Annotated in this window: 18 protein-coding genes; 6 read left to right on the forward strand and 12 right to left on the reverse strand. The window is 61.5% G+C overall.

What is annotated here, in order from left to right:
• Nucleotides 1-21 precede the first annotated feature (21 nt).
• The 5 genes from hisC to mtnA all read right to left on the reverse strand — a co-directional run bounded on the left by hisC (nt 22) and on the right by mtnA (nt 7,470).
• A complete protein-coding gene (gene hisC, locus H096_RS27785; protein ID WP_033902523.1) occupies nt 22-1,134 on the reverse strand; it encodes a histidinol-phosphate transaminase in 1,113 nt (370 codons plus the stop codon).
• Nucleotides 1,135-1,143: 9 nt separating this feature from the next.
• Nucleotides 1,144-2,238 carry a prephenate dehydratase gene (gene pheA, locus H096_RS27790; protein WP_033902524.1) on the reverse strand — a complete coding sequence of 365 codons (1,095 nt, stop codon included), beginning with the start codon at nt 2,236-2,238 and terminating at the stop codon, nt 1,144-1,146.
• Nucleotides 2,238-3,323: a 3-phosphoserine/phosphohydroxythreonine transaminase gene (serC, locus tag H096_RS27795; protein ID WP_033902831.1), complete on the reverse strand. Its 1,086-nt coding sequence runs from the start codon at nt 3,321-3,323 to the stop codon at nt 2,238-2,240. The genes pheA and serC overlap by 1 nt, the downstream gene beginning before the upstream one ends.
• A gap of 112 nt (nt 3,324-3,435) precedes the next feature.
• Nucleotides 3,436-6,090: a DNA gyrase subunit A gene (gene gyrA, locus H096_RS27800; RefSeq protein WP_033902525.1), complete on the reverse strand. Its 2,655-nt coding sequence runs from the start codon at nt 6,088-6,090 to the stop codon at nt 3,436-3,438.
• 303 nt (nt 6,091-6,393) lie between these two features.
• Entirely contained in the window at nt 6,394-7,470 is a 1,077-nt protein-coding gene (mtnA, locus tag H096_RS27805) for an S-methyl-5-thioribose-1-phosphate isomerase (RefSeq protein ID WP_033902526.1), read from the reverse strand.
• 108 nt (nt 7,471-7,578) lie between these two features.
• On the opposite strand from mtnA, the gene H096_RS27810 reads away from it, so the two are divergent.
• The 4 genes from H096_RS27810 (at nt 7,579) to H096_RS27825 (ending at nt 11,131) form a co-directional block, all read left to right on the forward strand.
• Complete coding sequence (locus H096_RS27810; protein ID WP_033902527.1) at nt 7,579-8,910, forward strand: TRZ/ATZ family hydrolase; 1,332 nt, start codon at nt 7,579-7,581, stop codon at nt 8,908-8,910.
• Between the two features lie 64 nt (nt 8,911-8,974).
• Nucleotides 8,975-9,673, forward strand: a complete 699-nt coding sequence (gene ubiG, locus H096_RS27815; protein ID WP_033902528.1) for a bifunctional 2-polyprenyl-6-hydroxyphenol methylase/3-demethylubiquinol 3-O-methyltransferase UbiG — start codon at nt 8,975-8,977, stop codon at nt 9,671-9,673.
• A gap of 4 nt (nt 9,674-9,677) precedes the next feature.
• Complete coding sequence (mupP, locus tag H096_RS27820) at nt 9,678-10,349, forward strand: N-acetylmuramic acid 6-phosphate phosphatase MupP (protein WP_033902529.1); 672 nt, start codon at nt 9,678-9,680, stop codon at nt 10,347-10,349.
• Nucleotides 10,350-10,390: 41 nt separating this feature from the next.
• Nucleotides 10,391-11,131 carry a YciK family oxidoreductase gene (locus H096_RS27825; RefSeq protein WP_016975315.1) on the forward strand — a complete coding sequence of 247 codons (741 nt, stop codon included), beginning with the start codon at nt 10,391-10,393 and terminating at the stop codon, nt 11,129-11,131.
• A 133-nt stretch (nt 11,132-11,264) separates the two neighbouring features.
• Here the strand turns inward: H096_RS27825 and H096_RS27830 are convergent, their stop codons facing one another.
• The 6 genes from H096_RS27830 to H096_RS27855 are packed head-to-tail and all read right to left on the reverse strand — an operon-like array spanning nt 11,265 to nt 17,425.
• The gene (locus H096_RS27830) at nt 11,265-12,779 is read right to left on the reverse strand and encodes an ABC transporter substrate-binding protein (RefSeq protein ID WP_033902530.1); all 1,515 of its coding nucleotides are present in this window, start codon (nt 12,777-12,779) and stop codon (nt 11,265-11,267) included.
• 32 nt (nt 12,780-12,811) lie between these two features.
• Nucleotides 12,812-13,783, reverse strand: coding sequence for an ABC transporter ATP-binding protein (locus H096_RS27835; RefSeq protein ID WP_033902531.1), 972 nt, complete (start codon nt 13,781-13,783; stop codon nt 12,812-12,814).
• Nucleotides 13,780-14,736 carry an ABC transporter ATP-binding protein gene (locus H096_RS27840; RefSeq protein WP_033902532.1) on the reverse strand — a complete coding sequence of 319 codons (957 nt, stop codon included), beginning with the start codon at nt 14,734-14,736 and terminating at the stop codon, nt 13,780-13,782. Before H096_RS27840 ends, H096_RS27835 begins: the two co-directional genes overlap by 4 nt.
• Nucleotides 14,733-15,590: an ABC transporter permease gene (locus H096_RS27845; protein WP_033902533.1), complete on the reverse strand. Its 858-nt coding sequence runs from the start codon at nt 15,588-15,590 to the stop codon at nt 14,733-14,735. Before H096_RS27845 ends, H096_RS27840 begins: the two co-directional genes overlap by 4 nt.
• Nucleotides 15,587-16,534 carry an ABC transporter permease gene (locus H096_RS27850; protein ID WP_033902534.1) on the reverse strand — a complete coding sequence of 316 codons (948 nt, stop codon included), beginning with the start codon at nt 16,532-16,534 and terminating at the stop codon, nt 15,587-15,589. Before H096_RS27850 ends, H096_RS27845 begins: the two co-directional genes overlap by 4 nt.
• Nucleotides 16,535-16,537: 3 nt before the next feature.
• A complete protein-coding gene (locus tag H096_RS27855; RefSeq protein ID WP_033902535.1) occupies nt 16,538-17,425 on the reverse strand; it encodes a proline iminopeptidase-family hydrolase in 888 nt (295 codons plus the stop codon).
• Between the two features lie 183 nt (nt 17,426-17,608).
• Between H096_RS27855 and H096_RS27860 the strand changes: the two genes are divergently transcribed.
• The gene (locus H096_RS27860; RefSeq protein ID WP_033902536.1) at nt 17,609-18,373 is read left to right on the forward strand and encodes a LuxR family transcriptional regulator; all 765 of its coding nucleotides are present in this window, start codon (nt 17,609-17,611) and stop codon (nt 18,371-18,373) included.
• A 92-nt stretch (nt 18,374-18,465) separates the two neighbouring features.
• Complete coding sequence (locus H096_RS27865) at nt 18,466-19,398, forward strand: proline iminopeptidase-family hydrolase (RefSeq protein WP_033902537.1); 933 nt, start codon at nt 18,466-18,468, stop codon at nt 19,396-19,398.
• 40 nt (nt 19,399-19,438) lie between these two features.
• Here H096_RS27865 and H096_RS27870 read toward each other — a convergent pair whose 3' ends face one another.
• Nucleotides 19,439-20,941, reverse strand: a complete 1,503-nt coding sequence (locus H096_RS27870; protein WP_033902832.1) for a nucleobase:cation symporter-2 family protein — start codon at nt 20,939-20,941, stop codon at nt 19,439-19,441.
• Between the last annotated feature and the right edge of the window lie 36 nt (nt 20,942-20,977).

The raw sequence follows: 20,977 nt of genomic DNA on the forward strand, positions 1-20,977 counted from the left end.
GCAGGTTGCAATGCAGTGACATCAACCACGAGTCAGAACCTTGGCCAACGCCTCCAGGAAGCGGGCGTTTTCAGCCGGCAGACCGATGGTGATGCGCAAGTGATTAGGCATGCCGTAGTTGGCCACCGGGCGCACGATCACACCCTCGCTCAGCAGGCCCTGAAACACCGGCGCTGCCACTTGGCCAAGGTCGACGCACATGAAGTTGCCCTTGGACGGAATCCAGTCCAGGCCCAACGCGCGGAAACCCTCTTGCAGCTGCTGCATGCCGCTTTCGTTGATCCGACGGCTCTCGGCGAGGTAGTCGGCGTCCTGTACCGCCGCACACGCCGCCGCCAGGGCGAGGCTGTTGACGTTGAAGGGTTGGCGCACGCGGTTCAGTACATCCGCAACGACGGCAGTGGACAGGCCGTAGCCCACCCGCAGCGACGCCAGGCCATACGCCTTGGAGAAAGTGCGCGACACCAGCAGGTTCGGGTAGGCCGCGAGGAAGTCCAGGCCGTCCGGCAGGTCGCTGCCTTCGGCGTACTCGATGTAGGCCTCGTCGAGCACGACCAGCACGTGCTCGGGTACGTCCTGCAGGAAGTCATTCAACGCCTGCGCATCGAACCAGGTACCGGTGGGGTTGTTCGGGTTGGCGATAAACACCACACGCGTCTGCGCATCGATGGCGGCCAGCATGGCCGGCAGGTCGTGACCCCAGGCCTTGGCCGGAATGACGCGCGCATCGGCACCCACCGCCTGAGTGACGATGGGGTAGACCGCAAACGCATTCTCGCTGAACACCGCGTTCAAGCCCGGCGCCAGGTAGGCACGCCCCACCAGCTCAAGAATGTCGTTGGAGCCGTTGCCTAGGGTGACCTGGTTCAGCTCGACGCGGCATTGCTGCGCCAGCAAGGATTTGAGCGCAAAACCATTGCCATCGGGATAACGGGTCAGCTCGGCCAGCTCATCACGAATCGCCGCCAGCACCTTCGGGCTCGGGCCCAGCGGGTTCTCGTTGCTGGCCAGCTTGACGATCTTCGCCGGGTCCAGGTTCAACTCACGTGCCAACTCATCCACAGGCTTGCCCGGGACGTAAGGCGACAGTTGTTGTACGCCCGGCTGCGCCAGGGCGAGGAAGTTGCCACTCATGTTAACGCCTCACAAAACCGCTTTCGGGTAGGAGCCCAGCACCTTGAGTGCCACGGCTTCCTGACTGATCTGCTCCAACACGCCCTTGACCAGCGGGTCGCGGTGATGGCCGACGAAATCGATAAAGAACACGTAGGTCCATTTACCGCTGCGCGAAGGACGGGTCTCGATGCGCGTCAGGTCAATCCCGTTGTCGTGGAACGGCACCAGCAGCTCATGCAGCGCGCCGGGCTTGTTGCTCATGGAGACGATGATCGAGGTCTTGTCGTCGCCGGTCGGCGGTACTTCCTGGTTGCCGATCATCAGGAAGCGCGTGGAGTTGTCCGGGCGGTCCTCGATTTTCTCGGCCAGGCGCGTCAGGCCGTACAGGCTTGCCGACATGTCCCCGGCGATGGCCGCCGAGTTCCACTCACCCTTGACCCGCTTGGCCGCCTCGGCGTTGCTGGACACCGCCACGCGCTCGACATTCGGGTAGTGGGCGTCCAGCCACTTGCGGCACTGGGCCAGGGACTGGGCGTGGGAATAAATACGGCTGATGCTGTCGGTCTTGGTGTTCTCGCCCACCAGCAGGTGGTGGTGGATACGCAGCTCGACTTCGCCGCAGATCACCATGTCGTGTTCCAGGAAGCTGTCCAGGGTGTGGTTGACCGCGCCTTCGGTGGAGTTTTCCACCGGCACCACGCCAAAGTTCACCGCACCGGCCGCCACTTCGCGGAACACTTCGTCGATGGCCGCCATCGGCTTGCTGATCACAGCGTGACCAAAGTGCTTCATGGCCGCGGCCTGGGTGAAGGTGCCTTCAGGGCCGAGGTACGCCACTTTCAGCGGCTGCTCGAGGGCCAGGCACGAGGACATGATTTCGCGGAACAACCGCGCCATCTCTTCGTTGCCCAATGGGCCCTTGTTGCGCTCCATCACACGCTTGAGCACCTGGGCTTCACGCTCTGGGCGGTAGAACACCGGCACCTCGCCTTCCGCCAGGGACGCCATCTTCACCCGGGCCACTTCCTGGGCACACCGCGCACGCTCGCTGATCAGCTCCAGGACTTTTTCGTCCAGGCTGTCAATGCGTACACGCAGGGCCTTGAGTTCTTGCTCAGACATTAGCCGTGTTCCTTTTCAAACGCTGCCATGTAGGCCACCAGCGCGTTGATCGCGTTGATGTCCACAGCGTTGTAGATGGAGGCGCGCATGCCGCCGACCGAACGGTGGCCCTTGAGGTTCAGCAGGCCACGCTCTTCGGCACCGGCCAGGAATGGCTTGTCCAGACGATCATCAGCCAGGCGGAACGGCACGTTCATCCACGAACGGTCGGTGAGGTTGATCGGGTTGCTGTACAGGCCGCTGGCGTCGATGAAGTCGTACAGGGTGCGCTTCTTCTCTTCGTTCAGCTTGCCCATCGCTGCCACGCCGCCCTGCTCTTTCAGCCACTCGAAGACCAGGCCGGACAGGTACCAGGCGAACGCCGGCGGGGTGTTGTACATCGAGCCGTTATCGGCCGCGACCTTGTAGTTGAGCATGGTCGGGCACAGCGAACGGGCGCGACCCAGCAGGTCTTCGCGGATGATGTTGACCAGGATGCCGCTCGGGCCGATGTTCTTCTGCGCGCCGGCGTAGATCATGCCGTACCTGGACACGTCGATCGGGCGCGAGAGGATGTCCGAGGACATGTCGCAAACCAGCGGGACGTCGCCCACTTCCGGTACCCAGTCGAATTCCAGGCCGCCGATGGTTTCGTTGGCCACGTAGTGAACGTAGGCAGCGTCCTTCGACAGCTTCCACTCGTTCTGACCCGGGATGGCGAAGTAGTCGTAAGGCTTGGCGGTACCGGCCACGTTGATGTTGCCGTAACGGGAAGCTTCTTCGATGGCCTTCTGGCCCCAGATGCCGGTGTCGATGTAATCGGCGGTGCCATTCTCCGGCAACAGGTTCAGCGGCAGTTGGGCGAACTGCTGGCTGGCGCCACCTTGCAGGAACAGCACTTTGTAGTTGGAGGGGATGTCCAGCAAGTCGCGCAGATCCTGCTCGGCCTTGTCGGCAATGGACACGAACTCATCGCTGCGATGGCTCATTTCCATCACGGAGAGGCCTTTTCCATGCCAGTCGAGGAGTTCACCCTGCGCACGCTGCAGGACTGCTTCAGGAAGCGCCGCGGGACCGGCACAGAAGTTATAGGCTCTCTTGCTCACATCCAATCTCACTCTAGATCTGGTGGGGTGGTGCAATAAACAGGTGTTTCGATACTTTCAGAAGGGACAAACAACAAGGGGGCGAATCTTCATCCGCCCCCTGTGTGTCCGCTTATTCCTGCGGTTCTTCTTCGTCTGCGGCAGCATCGAGGGTTGGCTCGTCGACGTGGTCATCGCCTGCTGCGATCACCTCACCGTCAAACGCCTCGCCTTCCAGCTCTTCGCCTTCGACTTCCGATGGTTCCTGCACACGCTCCAGGCCCACCAGCGTTTCGTCACTGGCCAGCTTGATCAAGGTCACGCCCTGGGTGTTACGGCCCAGGCTCGACACTTCATCCACACGGGTACGTACAAGGGTGCCCTGGTCGGAAATCAGCATGATCTCCTCGCCGTCGAGCACCTGCACCGCGCCGACCAGACGGCCATTGCGGTCGTTGCTGACCATGGCGATCACGCCCTGGCCGCCACGCTTGTACTCCGGGAACTCGCTGATGGCGGTACGTTTGCCGTAACCACGCGCCGAAGCGGTGAGGATCTGGCTGCCTTCTTCCGGGATCAGCATCGAAATCAGCTTCTGCCCTTCTGGCAGGCGCATGCCGCGAACACCACGGGCAGTACGGCCCATGGCGCGCACGTCGGACTCCTTGAAGCGCGTCACCTTGCCACCGTCGGAGAACAGCATGACTTCACGCTCGCCATCGGTGATGGCGGCGGAGATCAGCACGTCGCCTTCGTCCAGTTCCAGGGCGATCAGGCCCACGCTGCGCTGGCGGCTGAAGGATTCCAGCGGGGTCTTCTTGACGGTGCCTTTGGCGGTGGCCATGAAGATGAAGTGACCTTCGGTGTATTCCTCGACCGGCAACATGGTGGTGATGTATTCATCACTGTCCAGCGGCAGCAGGTTGACCAGCGGACGACCACGGGCGGCACGGGACGCTTCCGGAATTTCGTAGGTCTTGAGCCAGTACACCTTGCCCTTGCTGGAGAACAGCAGCAGCGTGGTGTGGCTGTTGGCGACCAGCAGGTGAGCAATGTAGTCCTCATCCTTCACGCCGGTAGCCGATTTACCTTTACCGCCACGACGCTGAGCCTGGTACGCAGCCAGCGGCTGGGTCTTGGCATAGCCGCCATGGGAGATGGTCACGACGCGCTCTTCTTCCGGGATCATGTCACCCAGGGTCAGGTCGAGGCGTGCATCGAGAATCTCGGTGCGGCGCACGTCGCCGTATTCGGCGCGGATCACTTCCAGTTCTTCGCGGATCACTTCCATCAGGCGCACGGCGCTGCTGAGGATGCGGATCAACTCGCCGATCTGGTTGAGGATCTCCTGGTACTCGGCCAGCAGCTTCTCGTGCTCCAGGCCGGTCAGGCGGTGCAGGCGCAGTTCCAGGATGGCCTGGGCTTGCTCCGGCGACAGGAAATACTTGCCTTCGCGCAGGCCATATTGCGGGTCCAGGGTCTCTGGACGGCACGAGTCGGCGCCGGCACGTTCAACCATCGCCACCACGGCGCTGGACTCCCAAGGCGTGCTGATCAGCGCCTCCTTGGCTTCCGACGGGGTTGGCGAGGCTTTGATCAGGGCGATCACCGGGTCGATGTTCGACAGCGCAACCGCCTGGCCTTCCAGGATGTGGCCGCGTTCGCGAGCCTTGCGCAGTTCGAACACGGTGCGGCGGGTAACCACTTCACGACGGTGACGGACGAAGGCTTCCAGCAGATCCTTGAGGTTCAGGATGCGCGGGCGGCCATCGATCAGGGCAACCACGTTGATACCAAACACGCTTTGCAGCTGGGTCTGGGCGTAGAGGTTGTTGAGGATCACCTCAGGCACTTCGCCACGACGCAGCTCGATCACCACGCGCATACCGTCTTTGTCAGACTCGTCGCGCAGCTCGGTGATGCCTTCGAGCTTCTTCTCTTTGACCAGCTCGGCGATCTTCTCGATCAGGCGCGCTTTGTTCAACTGGTACGGGAGTTCGGTGATGACGATCTGCTGGCGGCCACCGACCTTGTCGATGTCTTCGATCATCGAGCGGGCGCGCATGTAAATGCGGCCACGACCGGTGCGGTAGGCTTCGATGATGCCGGCGCGACCGTTGATGATCGCGGCGGTCGGGAAGTCCGGGCCGGGGATGTACTGCATCAGCTCATCGACAGTCAGTTCAGGATTGTCGATGAGGGCCAGGCAACCGTCGATGACTTCACCGAGGTTGTGTGGCGGAATGTTGGTGGCCATGCCCACGGCGATACCGCTGGAGCCGTTGACCAGCAGGTTCGGAATCCTGGTCGGCATGACCGCCGGGATCATCTCGGTGCCGTCGTAGTTCGGCACCCAGTCCACGGTTTCTTTATGCAGATCGGCCAGCAGCTCGTGCGCCAGCTTGGTCATGCGCACTTCGGTGTATCGCATCGCCGCGGCGTTGTCGCCGTCGACCGAACCGAAGTTGCCCTGGCCGTCTACCAGCAGGTAGCGCAGGGAAAACGGCTGGGCCATCCGAACGATGGTGTCGTACACCGCAGTGTCGCCGTGAGGGTGATACTTACCGATCACGTCACCGACAACACGGGCAGATTTCTTGTACGGCTTGTTCCAGTCGTTACCCAGCTCGCTCATCGCGAACAGCACACGCCGGTGCACGGGCTTCAAGCCATCGCGCGCATCAGGCAGTGCCCGACCGACAATTACGCTCATCGCGTAGTCGAGGTAGGACTGTTTCAGCTCGTCTTCGATATTGACCGGGAGGATTTCTTTGGCCAGTTCGCCCATGAGAAGCCTGATTCCTTTTTCGGGTGAAACCTCGTCACATCCATATGGGACGAACGAAGCTCGCCGCTGCCGGCAGAGTGCCTGACAACGACTTACGACAAATCAACGAGTTATGACACGGATCTGCACGTTATAGGCCACCCCTCGGGGCAACCCTGGAAACCGCCGGATGTTATCACAATCGCCGCCACGCACCTATCCCCCTGATGCGCATGGAGCATAGTAAGTTGACGGATGACAGGCTTGAGGGCGACGAGAGGGGCTCAGAGCTGGATCCAAGCCCAATTTTGATGACGAATTGGCTTAATGCAGGCGCTTACGGCACATCAACTTGGCCAGCTTGGCGGTGTCCGGCCGCTCGACCACGCCTTTTTCGGTCACGATCACGTCGATCAGGTCGGCCGGGGTCACGTCGAACACTGGGTTGTAGGCGCTCACATCCGCAGCAAAACGCTGGCCGGCGACTTCCAGCAACTCGCCGGTATCGCGTTCTTCCAGGGCAACGTCATCACCAGTGGCCATCATCAGGTCCAGGGTTGAACTCGGCGCCACCACCATGAAACGCACACCGTGGTGCATCGCACACACCGCCAATTGGTAGGTGCCGATCTTGCTGATCACATCACCATTGGCGGCAATGCAATCGGCGCCGACGATCACCCAGGTCACGCCTTTGGTCTTGAGGATGTGCGCGCCGGCCGAATCGGCATTCACCGTCACCGGGATGCCCTCGCCCGCCAACTCCCAGGCGGTCAGCCGCGAACCTTGCAGCCAAGGCCGGGTTTCATTGGCGTAGACCTGCTCGACCATGCCCTCAAGATAAGCCGCACGAATCACCCCGAGCGCCGTCCCCACGCCGCCGGTCGCCAGGGCGCCTGCGTTGCCGTGGGTGAGGATCGCCTGCGCATTGCCTTGGTGTTTACGGATCAGCTCGACGCCCAGTTGGGCCATGGTGAGGTTGGCTTCGCGATCACTTTCATGGATGGCGATGGCTTCTGCCTCCAGCACCGCCAGCGGATCGGCGTGCTTTTTGACGCGGTCCAGGCGGTCGCGCATGCGTTTCAACGCCCAGAACAAATTCGACGCGGTGGGTCGGGTATCGGCCAGCAGTGCGTAGTCTTCTTCCCACGCAGCCTGCCAGTCACCACCCTCGGCGATGCGCTCACGGGCGGCCAGCACCAGGCCATACGCGGCGCTGATACCAATGGCCGGCGCACCGCGCACCACCATCGAACGAATGGCGGCCGCCACGTCATCAACCGTCACACAGGCCACCCAGCTTTCCCGGGACGGCAAGGCACGCTGATCGAGCAGGAACAGCGCGCCATCACGCCAATCGATGGCCTTCACTTTCTCCGCTGCCAACAGTCGATCGCGCATCCCTTACTCCGCACTCATAAACAAAGCCGCCGATTATAGCGATCCGCCAGCCAGGACGCTCGGGTATACTTCGCCCTTCTTTTATAGCTGCCTGGGAAGAAGCCTGCGATGACCGCCACTGCCGCCCCGCTCGACTTATTGTTGCTGCCAACCTGGCTGGTGCCTGTCGAACCGGCCGGTGTGGTGCTCAAGGAACACGGGCTGGGCATCCGCGACGGGCGCATCGCGTTCATCGGCCCACGGGCCGCAGCGCTGAAGCTTTCGGCCAACGAAGTACGCGAACTGCCCGGCATGCTGCTCAGCCCCGGCCTGATCAACGCCCACGGGCATGCGGCGATGAGCCTGTTTCGCGGCTTGGCCGACGACCTGCCGCTGATGACCTGGCTGGAAAAACATATCTGGCCCGCCGAGGCCAAGTGGGTCGATGAAGCCTTCGTGCGCGACGGCACCGACCTGGCCATCGCCGAACAGCTCAAGGGCGGCATCACCTGCTTCTCCGACATGTACTTCTACCCCAAGGTCGCCAGTGACTGCGTGCACAACAGTGGCATGCGCGCGCAGATTGCGATCCCGATCCTGGACTTCCCGATCCCCGGCGCCAGCACCGCCGATGAGGCGATTCGCCAGGGCGTCGAGCTGTTCGGCGACCTCAAGCACCACCCACGCATCAAGATCACCTTCGGCCCGCACGCGCCCTACACCGTGTGCGACGACAACCTGGAGAAAATCCGTGTAATCGCCGAAGAGCTGGACGCTGCTATCCATATGCACGTTCACGAAACCGCCTTTGAAGTGCAGCAAGCCGTCGAGCAGACTGGCGAACGGCCATTAGCTCGCCTGGGTCGCCTCGGGCTGTTGGGCCCGCGCTTCCAGGCCGTTCATATGACCCAAATCAGCGAGGATGACCTGGCTTTGCTGGTAGAAAGCAACACCAGCATCATTCACTGCCCGGAATCGAACCTGAAACTGGCCAGCGGCTTTTGCCCGGTGGAGCGGCTGTGGCAGGCTGGCGTGAACGTGGCCATCGGCACCGACGGCGCCGCCAGCAACAATGACCTCGACCTGCTGGGTGAAACCCGCACCGCAGCGATGCTCGCCAAGGCTGTCGCCGGTTCGGCCACCGCGCTGGATGCCCATCGCGCCCTGCGCATGGCCACCCTCAACGGTGCACGGGCCATGGGCCTGGAAAGCGAGATTGGCTCGCTGGAAGTTGGCAAGGCGGCAGATATCGTCGCCTTCGATCTGTCGGGGCTGGCGCAACAACCGATCTACGATCCGGTCTCACAGCTTATATATGCCACCGGACGCGATTGCGTGAAACACCTTTGGGTCGCCGGCAAGCAGTTGCTCGACGACCGGCAATTGACCCGCATGGATGAACAACAGTTGACCGCCACGGCCATTGCCTGGGGCCAACGCATCAGCGGGCACCACGAATAACGAAGGTTTTGAACCCCTGTGTTCAAGACTGACTCAACGATTTATCAGATTTAGAGGATTCACCATGAGCAACGTCGACCACGCCGAAATCGCCAAGTTCGAAGCCCTGGCCCACCGCTGGTGGGACCGCGAGAGCGAGTTCAAGCCGCTGCACGACATCAACCCGCTGCGGGTCAACTGGATTGACGAACGCGTCAACCTGGCCGGCAAGAAGGTGCTGGACGTGGGCTGCGGCGGCGGCATCCTCAGCGAAGCCATGGCCCAGCGCGGCGCCACCGTGATGGGCATCGACATGGGCGAAGCGCCCTTGGCCGTGGCCCAACTGCATCAACTGGAATCCGGCGTGAGCGTGGAATACCGCCAGATCACCGCCGAGGCCCTGGCCGAAGAAATGCCCGAGCAGTTCGACGTGGTCACCTGCCTGGAAATGCTCGAACACGTGCCGGACCCGTCCTCGGTGATCCGCGCCTGCTACCGCATGGTCAAGCCGGGTGGCCAGGTGTTCTTCTCCACTATCAACCGCAACCCCAAGGCCTACCTGTTCGCGATCATCGGCGCCGAATACATCATGAAGCTGCTGCCGCGTGGCACCCATGACTTCAAGAAATTCATCCGCCCGTCCGAGCTGGGCGCCTGGAGCCGCCAGGCCGGGCTGACCGTCAAGGACATCATCGGCCTGACCTACAACCCGCTGACCAAGCATTACAAGCTGGCCAACGACGTTGACGTCAACTACATGATCCAGACCCTGCGCGAGGAGTGAGCCTGTGAAGTTGCGAGCGGTTCTCTTCGACATGGACGGTACCCTGCTGGATACCGCGCCGGACTTTATCGCCATCTGCCAGGCCATGCGTGCCGACCGCGACCTGGCGCCGATCAACCCGCAGCACATCCGCGATGAAATTTCCGGCGGAGCGAAGGCGATGGTGGCCGTGACCTTTTCCATGGACCCGGAATCCCCAGGCTTTGAGGAGCTGCGCCAGGAATTCCTCGAGCGCTACCTCAAAGGCTGCGCGGTCCACAGCAAACTGTTCGACGGCATGGCCGAGCTGCTGGAAGACATCGAGAAGTCCAAGCTGGTCTGGGGCGTAGTCACCAACAAACCCCTGCGTTTTGCCGAACCGATCATGCAGCAGTTGGGCCTGGCCGAGCGCTCGGCGCTGCTGATCTGCCCGGATCACGTGAAGAACAGCAAGCCGGACCCGGAGCCGATGATCCTGGCGTGCAAGATGCTCGACCTGGACCCGGCCAGCGTACTGTTCGTGGGCGATGACCTGCGCGATATCGAGTCCGGCCGCGACGCCGGCACCCGCACCGCAGCGGTCACCTACGGCTATATCCACCCGGACGACAACCCGCGCCACTGGGGCGCCGATGTGGTGGTGGATCACCCGCTGGAACTGCGCAAGGTGCTGGATAACGCGCTGTGCAGTTGCTGATGGGCGAAATGGATCTTCTGTGAATTCTGTCGAGGTTGTTTATGTTTGATTACTCTGCACGTCCAGAACTGCTCAAAGGCCGGGTGATCCTGGTGACCGGCGCCGGTCGCGGGATTGGCGCGGCGGCGGCAAAAACCTACGCCGCCCACGGCGCCACCGTGCTGTTGCTGGGCAAGACCGAAGCCAACCTGGCCCAGGTGTATGACGAAATCGAAGCCGCAGGCCAGCCGCAACCGGTGGTGATCCCGTTCAACCTGGAGACCGCCCTGCCCCATCAATACGATGAGCTGGCCGCGATGATCGAAAAGGAATTCGGCCACCTCGACGGCCTGCTGCACAACGCCTCGATCATCGGCCCACGTACGCCGATCGAGCAGTTGTCCGGTGAGAATTTCATGCGGGTGATGCACGTGAACGTCAACGCGATGTTCATGCTGACCAGCACTTTGTTGCCGCTGCTCAAGCTGTCCCAGGATGCGTCGGTGGTGTTCACCTCCAGCAGCGTTGGGCGCAAGGGTCGGGCTTACTGGGGCGCCTATGGCGTGTCGAAGTTTGCGACTGAGGGCTTGATGCAAACCCTGGCCGATGAGCTTGAGGATGTGGCCGCGGTACGCTCCAACAGTATCAACCCCGGTGGCACGCGCACCAGCATGCGCGCCCAGGCGTATCCAGGGGAAAACCCGATGGAGCGGCCTGCTCCGGAAGAGATCATGCCGGTGTACCTGTACCTGATGGGGCCGGACAGTGCCGGCATCAATGGCCAGGCGTTCGACGCGCAATAACAGGTACGCAAGAGAAATAAATGTGGGAGCGGGCTTGCTCGCGAAAGCGGAGTGTGAGTCAAAAATTACTGACTGATGTACCGCTTTCGCGAGCAAGCCCGCTCCCACATTTGTATGCAGTGCTCTCTGGATCTTAGTTTTTCACCACTTCCTCAAGGGTGAAACGCCCCAGTGGGTTTTGCAGGAAGTTGCTCACGTTCTTGCGTGAGATGTTGATGTACGGGCTGTAGTACAAGTCGATCCAGTTCACGTCCTGTTTCGCCAGTTTCTGCAGCTCGACATACATCTGCTCGCGCTTGGCCGGGTCCGCCTCGATGCGCGCCTGTGACACCAGCGCCTTGACCTTGTCGTTCTTGTAGCGGGTCATGTAGTTCTGGTTGGTGTCGTGGCCCAGCACGAAGGTGGTCTTCTGGTCCGGGTCAAGGATGTCGTTGGTCCAGTACATCACCGAAATATCGTACTCACCGTCCACCAGCATCTGCCAGCTCTGGGTCGGGTCGACCTTTTGCAGGTTGGCCGTCACACCGACCTTGGCCAGTTGGTCCTTGATGATCACCGCAATCTGCTCGTCGGCTTCATTGCCGGCGTTGACCACGTAGTTGAGCTTCAAGTCCTTGGCGCCGGCCTGCTCCAGCAGCTTCTTGGCGGCGGTCGGGTCGTACGGGCGTTGCAGGTTGTTGGCGTAGTGGTACAGCGAGCCCTTTGGAATGTAGGAATAAGCCACGGTGCCTTGACCGTAAGTGGCGGTCTTCACCAGCGATTGTTTGTCGATGGCCATGTCCAGCGCCTGACGCACTTCCGGCTTGGCCAGCAGGCCGTGCTCGTGGTTGATCAGCAGATGGTCTTCACGGGTGGACGGATCGGCGTGAATAACCACGTTCTTGTCTTTCTTCAGCTCCTCGACCCGCGAGAAGGGTACGAAGATCGCCGTGTCCAGCTCGTTGTTCTGCACCATGCGCATGCGCGTGTTGTCGTCGGTCACGGAGACCCACTCCACGCCATCCAGGCTCACGTTTTTGGCCTGCCAGAAGTTCGGGTTCTTCTTGAGGATCACCCGATCACCCTTGCGCCACTCGTCCACGGTAAACGCGCCGGAAGTCACCGGATTTTCCGAGTAGGCGTCTTCACCCATCTTGGTCATGGCTTTTTCCGACAGGATCGACACCGTTGGCGACGCCAATTGCGAGAGGAAGGCTACCGCCGGCGTCTTCAGGGTGACCACCAGGGTTTTCGGATCAGCCGCCTTGGCCGTGTTGATCAAGTTGAACGGATCGGCCCACAGCGAGGCCTTATTGTCGCGGATGCGCAACAGGCTGAACGCGGCGTCCTCAGCGGTGATCGCCGAGCCGTCGGAAAACTTCGCATCACGCAGTTTGAAGGTGTAGGTCAAGCCATCCTTGGAAATGTCCCAGCTTTCGGCCAGGCCCGGCTCCATCTTGGTGCCCAGGTTGTCGACGCGTACCAGGGTGTCGTAGACGTTGGCGAAAACCCAGGTGTCGCGGTTTTGCGCGCTTTTGATCGGGTCGAACGTGGTGCTGTCTTCACGGCAGCCGATGGTCAGCACGCCGGCGGCGTGGGCCAGCCCGGCAGTGAGGGACCATGCGGTCAATGTAGCGGCGGCGAGCAACTTCAAGTGGCGCGATTGCATATCACAACTCCTTGTTAATGAATGGCAGGGGGTCAAAACAAAGGTTCTTCAAGCACGCAACTGTACCGATGCTCGTGCAGGAAATGCGTCGGCGGCAACACCACGGAACACAAGGCTCGGGCATGCCGGCAACGCGGGTGGAAGGCGCAGCCTGTAGGCAAATTCAGCGGGCTCGGTGGTTCACCCGGCAAGGGTTCGGTAGGCAATGGCCGATGGGGATCGATCTCGGGAATCGCCTGGATCAACGCTGCCGTGTACGGGTGACGTGGCGCGGTAAAGACCGCCTCCACTGGGCCCTCCTCGACGATTTTGCCCAGGTACATCACCGCCACGCGGTCGCACAGGCGACGCACGATGGCCAGGTCATGGGCGATGAACAGGATCGCCAGGTTCATGCGCTGTTGCAGTTCCAGCAACAGGTTGATGATCTGGCCCTGAATCGACACATCCAGCGCCGCCACACACTCATCAGCGATGATCAGCCGTGGCTCCACCGCCAGTGCCCGGGCAATGCCGACCCGCTGGCATTGCCCGCCGCTGAGGGAGCCGGGTTTGCGGTTGGCCAGTTCGGGGCGCAGGCCGACCAGGTCAAGCAGTTCATTCACGCGCGCCGGAACCTGCTCCGGCGTGACCTTGCGCTGCACCCGCAACACTTCGGCAATCGTCTCGCCGATGGTGTGGCGCGGATTCAGCGCGGCATACGGGTCCTGGAAGATCATTGCGGTTTCATGGCGCAGCCGAGTGATGTCGATGGCACTACCGTGAGCCATGTCGATGCCATCAAACAACACCTGCCCGGCGCTGATCGGGTTGAGGTGCAGGATGGCGCGACCCAGGGTGCTTTTGCCGCTGCCGGACTCACCGACCAACCCCAGGGTTTCACCCGCCGCCAGGTTCAGCGATACGCCGTTCACCGCCCTCACCCACTGTTTGTTCAAGCCGAACAAACCGGTGCCAGATGCGGCAAACTTCACCTCAAGGTCCTTGATCTGCAGCAGGCTCATGGGCGCACTCCCAACGGGTAATGACAGGCGACTCGCGCGCCTTCCGGCAGCGCCTCGGTGCACAAGGTGCCGACCTGTGGGCAACGCGGGTTGAAGCGGCAGCCGGCGGGCAATGCGTCCAGCAACGGCGGCTGTCCAGCAATTGTGCGCAGCAAGGCGTGTCCGCTGCTGTGGGCAGGTTGGCATTCAATCAAGCCTGCGGTGTAAGGATGCTGCGGATGCGCCAGCAAATCATATTTGCTGCCGTGCTCACACAGGCGCCCGGCGTACATCACGGCTATGGCGTCGCAGGTTTGCGCGACCACGCCGAGGTCGTGGGTGATCATGATGATCGACAGGCCGCGCCGGTCACGCAGTTCCAGCAGCAGCCGCAGGATTTGCGCTTGCACCGTCACATCCAGGGCGGTGGTGGGTTCGTCGGCGATTAGCACTTTCGGGTTGCAGCCCAGGGCCACGGCGATCATCGCGCGCTGGCGCATGCCGCCGGAAAACTCGTGGGGGTAGTTGTCGACCCGCGCCTGGGGATCAGGGATGCCCACTTGGCGCAGCACGTCGATAGCTTGCAGCCGCGCATCTTTTTTCGAGGCGCCTTGGTGCAGGCGAATACCCTCGGCAATCTGCTCACCGATGCGCATCAAGGGGTCGAGGTGGCTGCTGGGGTTCTGGAAGATCATGCCCAACTGACCGCCGCGCACGGCACGCATGCCGGCGTCATCCAGTGACAATAGATCCTGGCCGGCCAGCCTTACGGCACCGCCTTGCACCCGCAGATTGGGGGAAGGCAACAAGCGCATCAGGCCGCGACAGGCCATGGTCTTGCCCGAACCGCTTTCCCCGACCAGGCCGAGGATCTCGCCCTCGGCCAGATCGAAGGACACGCGATCAACCAGGGTCACATCCCGCCCGGCGTTATTGGCGATCACACTGAGGTCGCGCACCTGCAACAGGCTCATGAACGATCCCCCAGCACTTGCGCCACGCCATCAGCGAGCAGGCTGAAGCCCATGGCCAAGGTCACGATGGCCAGCCCCGGAAAGGTGCAGATCCACCAGGCGGTGGTGATGAAGGCCTGCCCTTCGGCCACCATCGTGCCCCATTCGGCGGTCGGCGGTTGCACGCCCAGGCCCAGGTAACTCACGGCGGCGCCATTGAGCAACACCAATACCGCGTCCGACATGGAAAACACGATGGAGCCGAACATCGCATTGGGCAACAGGTGCCGGAACAGAATCCGCCCATGGCCAAAGCCCAGGCTCTTGGCGGCCAGGGCAAAGTCGCTTTCCTTGAGCACCAGGATCTGTGAGCGGATCAGCCGGGCGTAGGACACCCAGCCCACCAGCGCCATGGCGATATAGAAACTCTTCAAGCCTGGACCGAGGATGGCCATGATCGCCAGCATCAGCACCAGGAACGGGAATGCCAGGATCACATCGATCACACGCATGCAGACACTGTCAAAACGCCCGCCGATGTATCCGGAGACCGCGCCAATGAAGGTGCCGATCATGAACGGGAAAATCACCCCGACGATGGCCAGTTGCAGGTCAATGCGTGCGCCCCAGATCACCCTCGAAAGGATGTCCCGACCATAGTTATCCGTACCGAACGGATGAGCCAGGCTGGGTCCGAGCAAACTGAAATCCGTGTTCTGCGCAATCGGGTCGTAGGGTGCGATCCACGGTGCAAACAGCGCAAGCACCAGCCACGCCAGCAGAATCAGCAAGCCCCACGCCGCCGTCAGCCGGCCATTGCGAAAGCCAAAGCGCAGGCGCAAACGCCACGGGGCAACCAACGGGCGGCTGCTCATTGCATCTTCACCCGTGGGTCAAGGGCCACCGTCGCTACGTCAGCGATGAAGTTGACGATCACTGTCGCGCAGGCCAGCACCATGGCCACGCCCTGCACCACCATGTAATCGCGGGTGAAGATCCCACGCACCAGCAATTGGCCGATGCCGGGGATGGCGAACAGGCTTTCGATCACCACCGTGCCGCTGATCAGCCAGCCGATATTGACCGCCAGCAGGTTGACCGCCGGCACCAGGGAATTGGGCAACACATGGCGACGAAACACCTCGGCTTCCGACAATCCACGTGCCCGGGCGGCGGTCACATGGTCGGCCTGCAATTCCATCAACATGCTCGCCCGCAGGTTGCGCACCAGCACCGCCGACAGCGCCAGGGCAATCGTCAGGCAGGGCAAAACCATGTGGTGCGCCTTGTCCAGCCAGGTGCGGCCATAGCCCGACACCGGAAACAAACCCCACTGCACACTCAGCAACAGGATCAACATCAACCCCAGCCAGAACGCCGGCATGCCCAGGCCGACGGTGGTGAAGACACGAATCAGGTTATCCGCCCAGCCGCCCTTGTTGCGCGCGGCCAAGGTCGCCAACGGCACCGCGATCAACAGCGCCAGCAGCACACTGCCGAGTACCAGCACCAGCGTGGGTTCAATGCGCGTGACGATCAGCTTGAGCGCATCGACCTTGTACAGCAGCGATTGGCCGAGGTCGCCCTTGAGCAGGTTCTTCAGAAAGTAGAAATATTGCAGCCACAACGGCTGGTCGAGGCCGTACTGGGCACGGATCTTCAGCAAGGCGTCCGGTGTGCTGCGCGAGCCCAGCAGCGCACGCGCCGGGTCGCCGGGAATCGAGCGCACCAGCACAAAGGTGATCAGGCTGATGCCAAACAGCACCGGCAGCAATTGCAGCGGTCGGGACAGCACAAAACGGTAGCGCGCCAGGTTCATCCGTCAGCCTCGATGACGCGAGAGAAAGTCCAGCAGCACCGTAAAATATGCCTGGGGCTCCTCATAAAACGGCATATGGCTGCTGTTGGGGAAAACGTGCAGTTCGGCGTGCCGGGCTGCCATTTTCATGCGCATGGCGCAGGCCGGGGTGAGTTCGTCATGCTGGCCGGTGGTGATCAGGATCGGCATCTTGAACTCGGCCATCTCGGGGATGCGGTTCCAGTCCTTGAGGTTGCCGATGTAGAGGAATTCGTTGGGACCTTGCATGGTTTCGTAGGGACCCATGTTCCAGTCGTCGAGCGAGCGTTTGACCGGCGCGGGCCACTCATCCAGGCGGCACACGTGACGATAGTTGAGCAAGGTAATCGCCGCCTGGTACTGCGGGTGGTCCAGGGTGCCCATGGCTTCGTGGCGCTGCATCATCGCCACAGTTTCGCTGCCGAGGGCGCCGCGCAGGCGCTCCAGTTCCTGGGACAGGTGCGGAATGTCGCCCACGGTGTTTTCCAGGATCAGGCTTTTCAGCGCGTCGGGGTAATGGATAGCGTATTCGATACCGAGCCAGCCGCCCCAGGAATGCCCGAGCAGGTGCACGCGGCCCAGATCCAGGGCCTGACGCACGGTTTCGACTTCTTCGACATAACGGCGGATTTCCCACAGCGAAACGTCGGTGGGTCTGGCTGATGCGCCCGTGCCAAGCTGGTCGAATGCAACCACTCGCAGGTTATGCTCTTTGAGCCAGCCATGGGCGTCGCGCAAGTAGTCACACGGCAGGCCTGGCCCGCCGTTGAGGCACAACAGCACCTCATCGCCTTCGCCAAAGCTGTAGACCACGAGGTTATGGCCGTCGACTTGCACGTTGTACTGCTGGTCGGGGGCAATTTCACGCCACATGCATACATTCCTTGTGTTGTATCGGCCTGGCAGGTAGCGGCCGTTTATCAGGCCAACACTACCGAGGATGCCGTGCGTCCATAACCTAGTATTTCTTATAGGTTTGGCCTGGCAGTCCTTCGCCGGGGCGTGGCATTCTACTTGCCGCAAGTCGAGATTCAAATGAATTCGGGAGCCGAACGGATGCTGGCCAAGCTGACTGCGTTAAATCACCGTCTGATGCCGGGCAGGAGCCTGGACGAGCAGATGGACAATACCTTTGTCCTCGCCCAGCAGTTGGGCTTCGATGCATTGGTGTATGACTACACCCCGGTGCCGATGGACCAGGACGGCGCATTGATCACGCCCTCGGTGCTCGCTCTGCGCAATACCCCGCCTGACTGGCATGCCCTGTGGTGCAGCGAAGGGTTCTACCAGATCGACCCGGTGCAACATCTGGCCCTGAGCACGGTGTCACCGTTCGTGTGGTCCTACGACGTCAAGGCCGATACCCCACTGCAAAAGATCATCGATCCCTGCCACGCGCCGGTTTCGTCCTACTTGCACGACCAGCAATTGACCTGCGGCGTCAGCGTGCCGATCCACCTGCCCCGTGGCGGCTTCGCTTCGCTGACCGGACTGCGCACCGGCAACGCCCGCACCGTGTTGAAGGATGCGCAGCAGACCCTGTCGGATTTCAGCCTGATTTCCCATGCCTTGCAGGAAGCGGCCTACCCGCTGTTCAGCAAGGAGCTGCGCACTTATCCGCATATTCACCTGACCAAACGCGAGCGCGAGTGCCTCAAATGGGCCGCCGACGGGCTGACCGCTGCCGAAATCGCCACGCAATTGAGCCGCTCGCTGGCGGTGGTTACCTTGCACCTGGCCTCGGCGATGCACAAGCTGGGGGCCAAGAATCGCGTGCAGGCGGTGGTGCGCGCCACCCATTACCGCCTGCTCGAAGACTGACCGGTGGGCAAAACCTAGCTGTTTTGCTAGTTACTTAAATTTCGCCCACGCATTATCGTGTCCCTGATCCTTTTTTCAGAGCAGGGTACGAAATGGAATTCATCGAAAAAATCCGCGAAGGGTATGCGGCGTTTGGCGCCTACCAAACCTGGTACCGCGTCACCGGTGACTTGTCGAGCGGCCGCACTCCCATGGTGGTTATCCACGGCGGCCCCGGATGCACCCACGATTATGTCGACGCCTTCAAGGACGTCGCCGCCAGCGGCCATGCCGTGATCCACTACGATCAGCTGGGCAACGGCCGCTCCACTCATCTCCCCAAAAAAGACCCGTCCTTCTGGACCGTGGGCCTGTTCCTCGAAGAACTCAACAACCTGCTGGACCACCTGCAGATCAGCGATAACTACGCGATCCTCGGCCAATCCTGGGGCGGCATGCTCGGCAGTGAACATGCGATTCTGCAACCCAAGGGCCTGCGCGCGTTCATCCCCGCCAACTCTCCCACCTGCATGCGCACCTGGGTCAGCGAAGCCAACCGACTGCGCAAATTGTTGCCGGAAGGTGTGCATCAAACCCTGCTCAAACATGAAGCCGCCGGCACCTACCAGGACCCGGAATACCTCGCTGCATCACGGGTGTTTTATGACCAGCACGTGTGCCGAGTCATCCCGTGGCCAGAGGAAGTAGCGCGCACATTTGCCGCAGTCGATGCAGACCCGACGGTGTACCACGCCATGAGCGGCCCGACCGAATTCCATGTGATCGGCAGCTTGAAAGACTGGAAGTCCACGGGCCGTCTGTCGGCGATCAATGTGCCGACGCTGGTGATCTCCGGCCGACACGACGAGGCCACGCCGCTGGTGGTCAAGCCGTTCCTGGATGAAATCGCCGATGTGCGATGGGCGCTGTTTGAAGACTCCAGCCACATGCCCCATGTGGAAGAACGCCAGGCGTGCATGGGGACTGTGGTGAAGTTTTTGGATGAGGTGTGTTCAGCGAAGTACAACGTACTCAAGGCTGGCTGAATCAGTATGGGGGCTGGCAGGTCAGCCCCCCTTACTTACTTCAGACCTCGGTAGCCTCAGCTTTGGTTGCCCTTTTCGGGGCATCCGGCACCAGCGGAATCTCCCGCCCTTCGGCATCAAACAACTTGCCGCCTTTGAAGTAATCCCCATCGCGCAGTTCCGACACATCACGGAAGCACAGGCTACGCTCGGTCCCCGCCACAAACACCGACTGCTGGTCTGAGTTACCGGCGGTGAAGTGGTTGAATGCCAGGTTCAGCAGGATCGCCATGATCGCCGACGAACTGATGCCCGAATGGAAAATGGTCGCGAACCAGGTCGGGAAGTGATCATAGAAGCTCGGTGCCGCAATCGGAATCATGCCAAAACCGATGGAAGTGGCCACGATGATCAGGTTCATGTTGTTGCGGTAATCCACCTTCGACAGCGTGCGGATGCCACTGGCCGCCACGGTACCGAACAGCACAATCCCGGCCCCGCCCAACACGGAAGTCGGCACCGCCGCGATCACCCTGCCCATGAAGGGCAACAAGCCGAGAATTACCAGGAACAGCCCGCCCGTGGCTACCACAAAGCGGCTCTTGACCCCGGTCACCGCCACCAGGCCGACGTTCTGGGCGAAGGCGCTTTGGGTAAATGAGCCGAAGATCGGCGCAAACATGCTCGACAGCATATCGGCGCGCAGGCCGTTGCCCAGGCGTTTCGAATCGACCTTGGTGTCGATGATCTCGCCCACCGCCAGGATGTCCGCCGAGGTTTCGACCAGGGTCACCATCACCACGATGCACATGGAAATGATCGCGGCGACATGGAAGGTTGGCATGCCGAAATGGAATGGTGTAGGGAAACCGAACATCGGACCCTGGGTCACGCCGGAGAAGTCGGCCATGCCAAGGAATACCGCAATCACCGTGCCGATGACCATCGCCAGCAAAATCGACAGACGCGAGATAGTCGCGCTGCCGATCTTGCTCAGCAGCAACACCAGCACCAGGGTCAGCGCCGCCAGGCCGATGTTGGACATGCTGCCAAAATCCGCCGCGCGACTGTTGCCGCCCATTGCCCAGCGCGCCGCAACGGGCATCAGGGTCAGGCCGATGGTCGTGATCACGATGCCCGTCACCAGCGGCGGGAAGAACTTAGTGATCCGTGAAAACACCGGGGTTATCAGCAACCCGATAAACGACGCGGCCATCACCGCCCCGAGAATCGCCGGCACCCCGCCGGCGCCATCACTGCCGACAATCGCCACCATGGTTGCCACACCGGCAAACGACACGCCCTGCACCAGCGGCAACTGACAGCCAAAAAACGGCAGACCCAAGGTCTGTAACAACGTGGCCAAGCCACCGGCAAACAGCGACGCGGCGATCAGCAGGCCGATATCCGCCGGGGACAACCCGGCCGCCTGGCCGACAATCAGGGGCACCGCAACAATGCCGCCATACATCGTGAGCACATGTTGCAGGCCGTAAGCCATGTTGGCGGCGACGCCGAGATTCTCATCTTCTGGCCGCTGCGGTGACGCCTTCGGGATAGTCATGGTGAGGGGTTCTCTGTTTTTGTTGTGCGGCCACTG

Origin of the sequence: Pseudomonas sp. FH1, from assembly GCF_000510895.2 — a bacterium.
GTDB classification, from domain to species: Bacteria; Pseudomonadota; Gammaproteobacteria; order Pseudomonadales; family Pseudomonadaceae; genus Aquipseudomonas; species Aquipseudomonas azotoformans_A.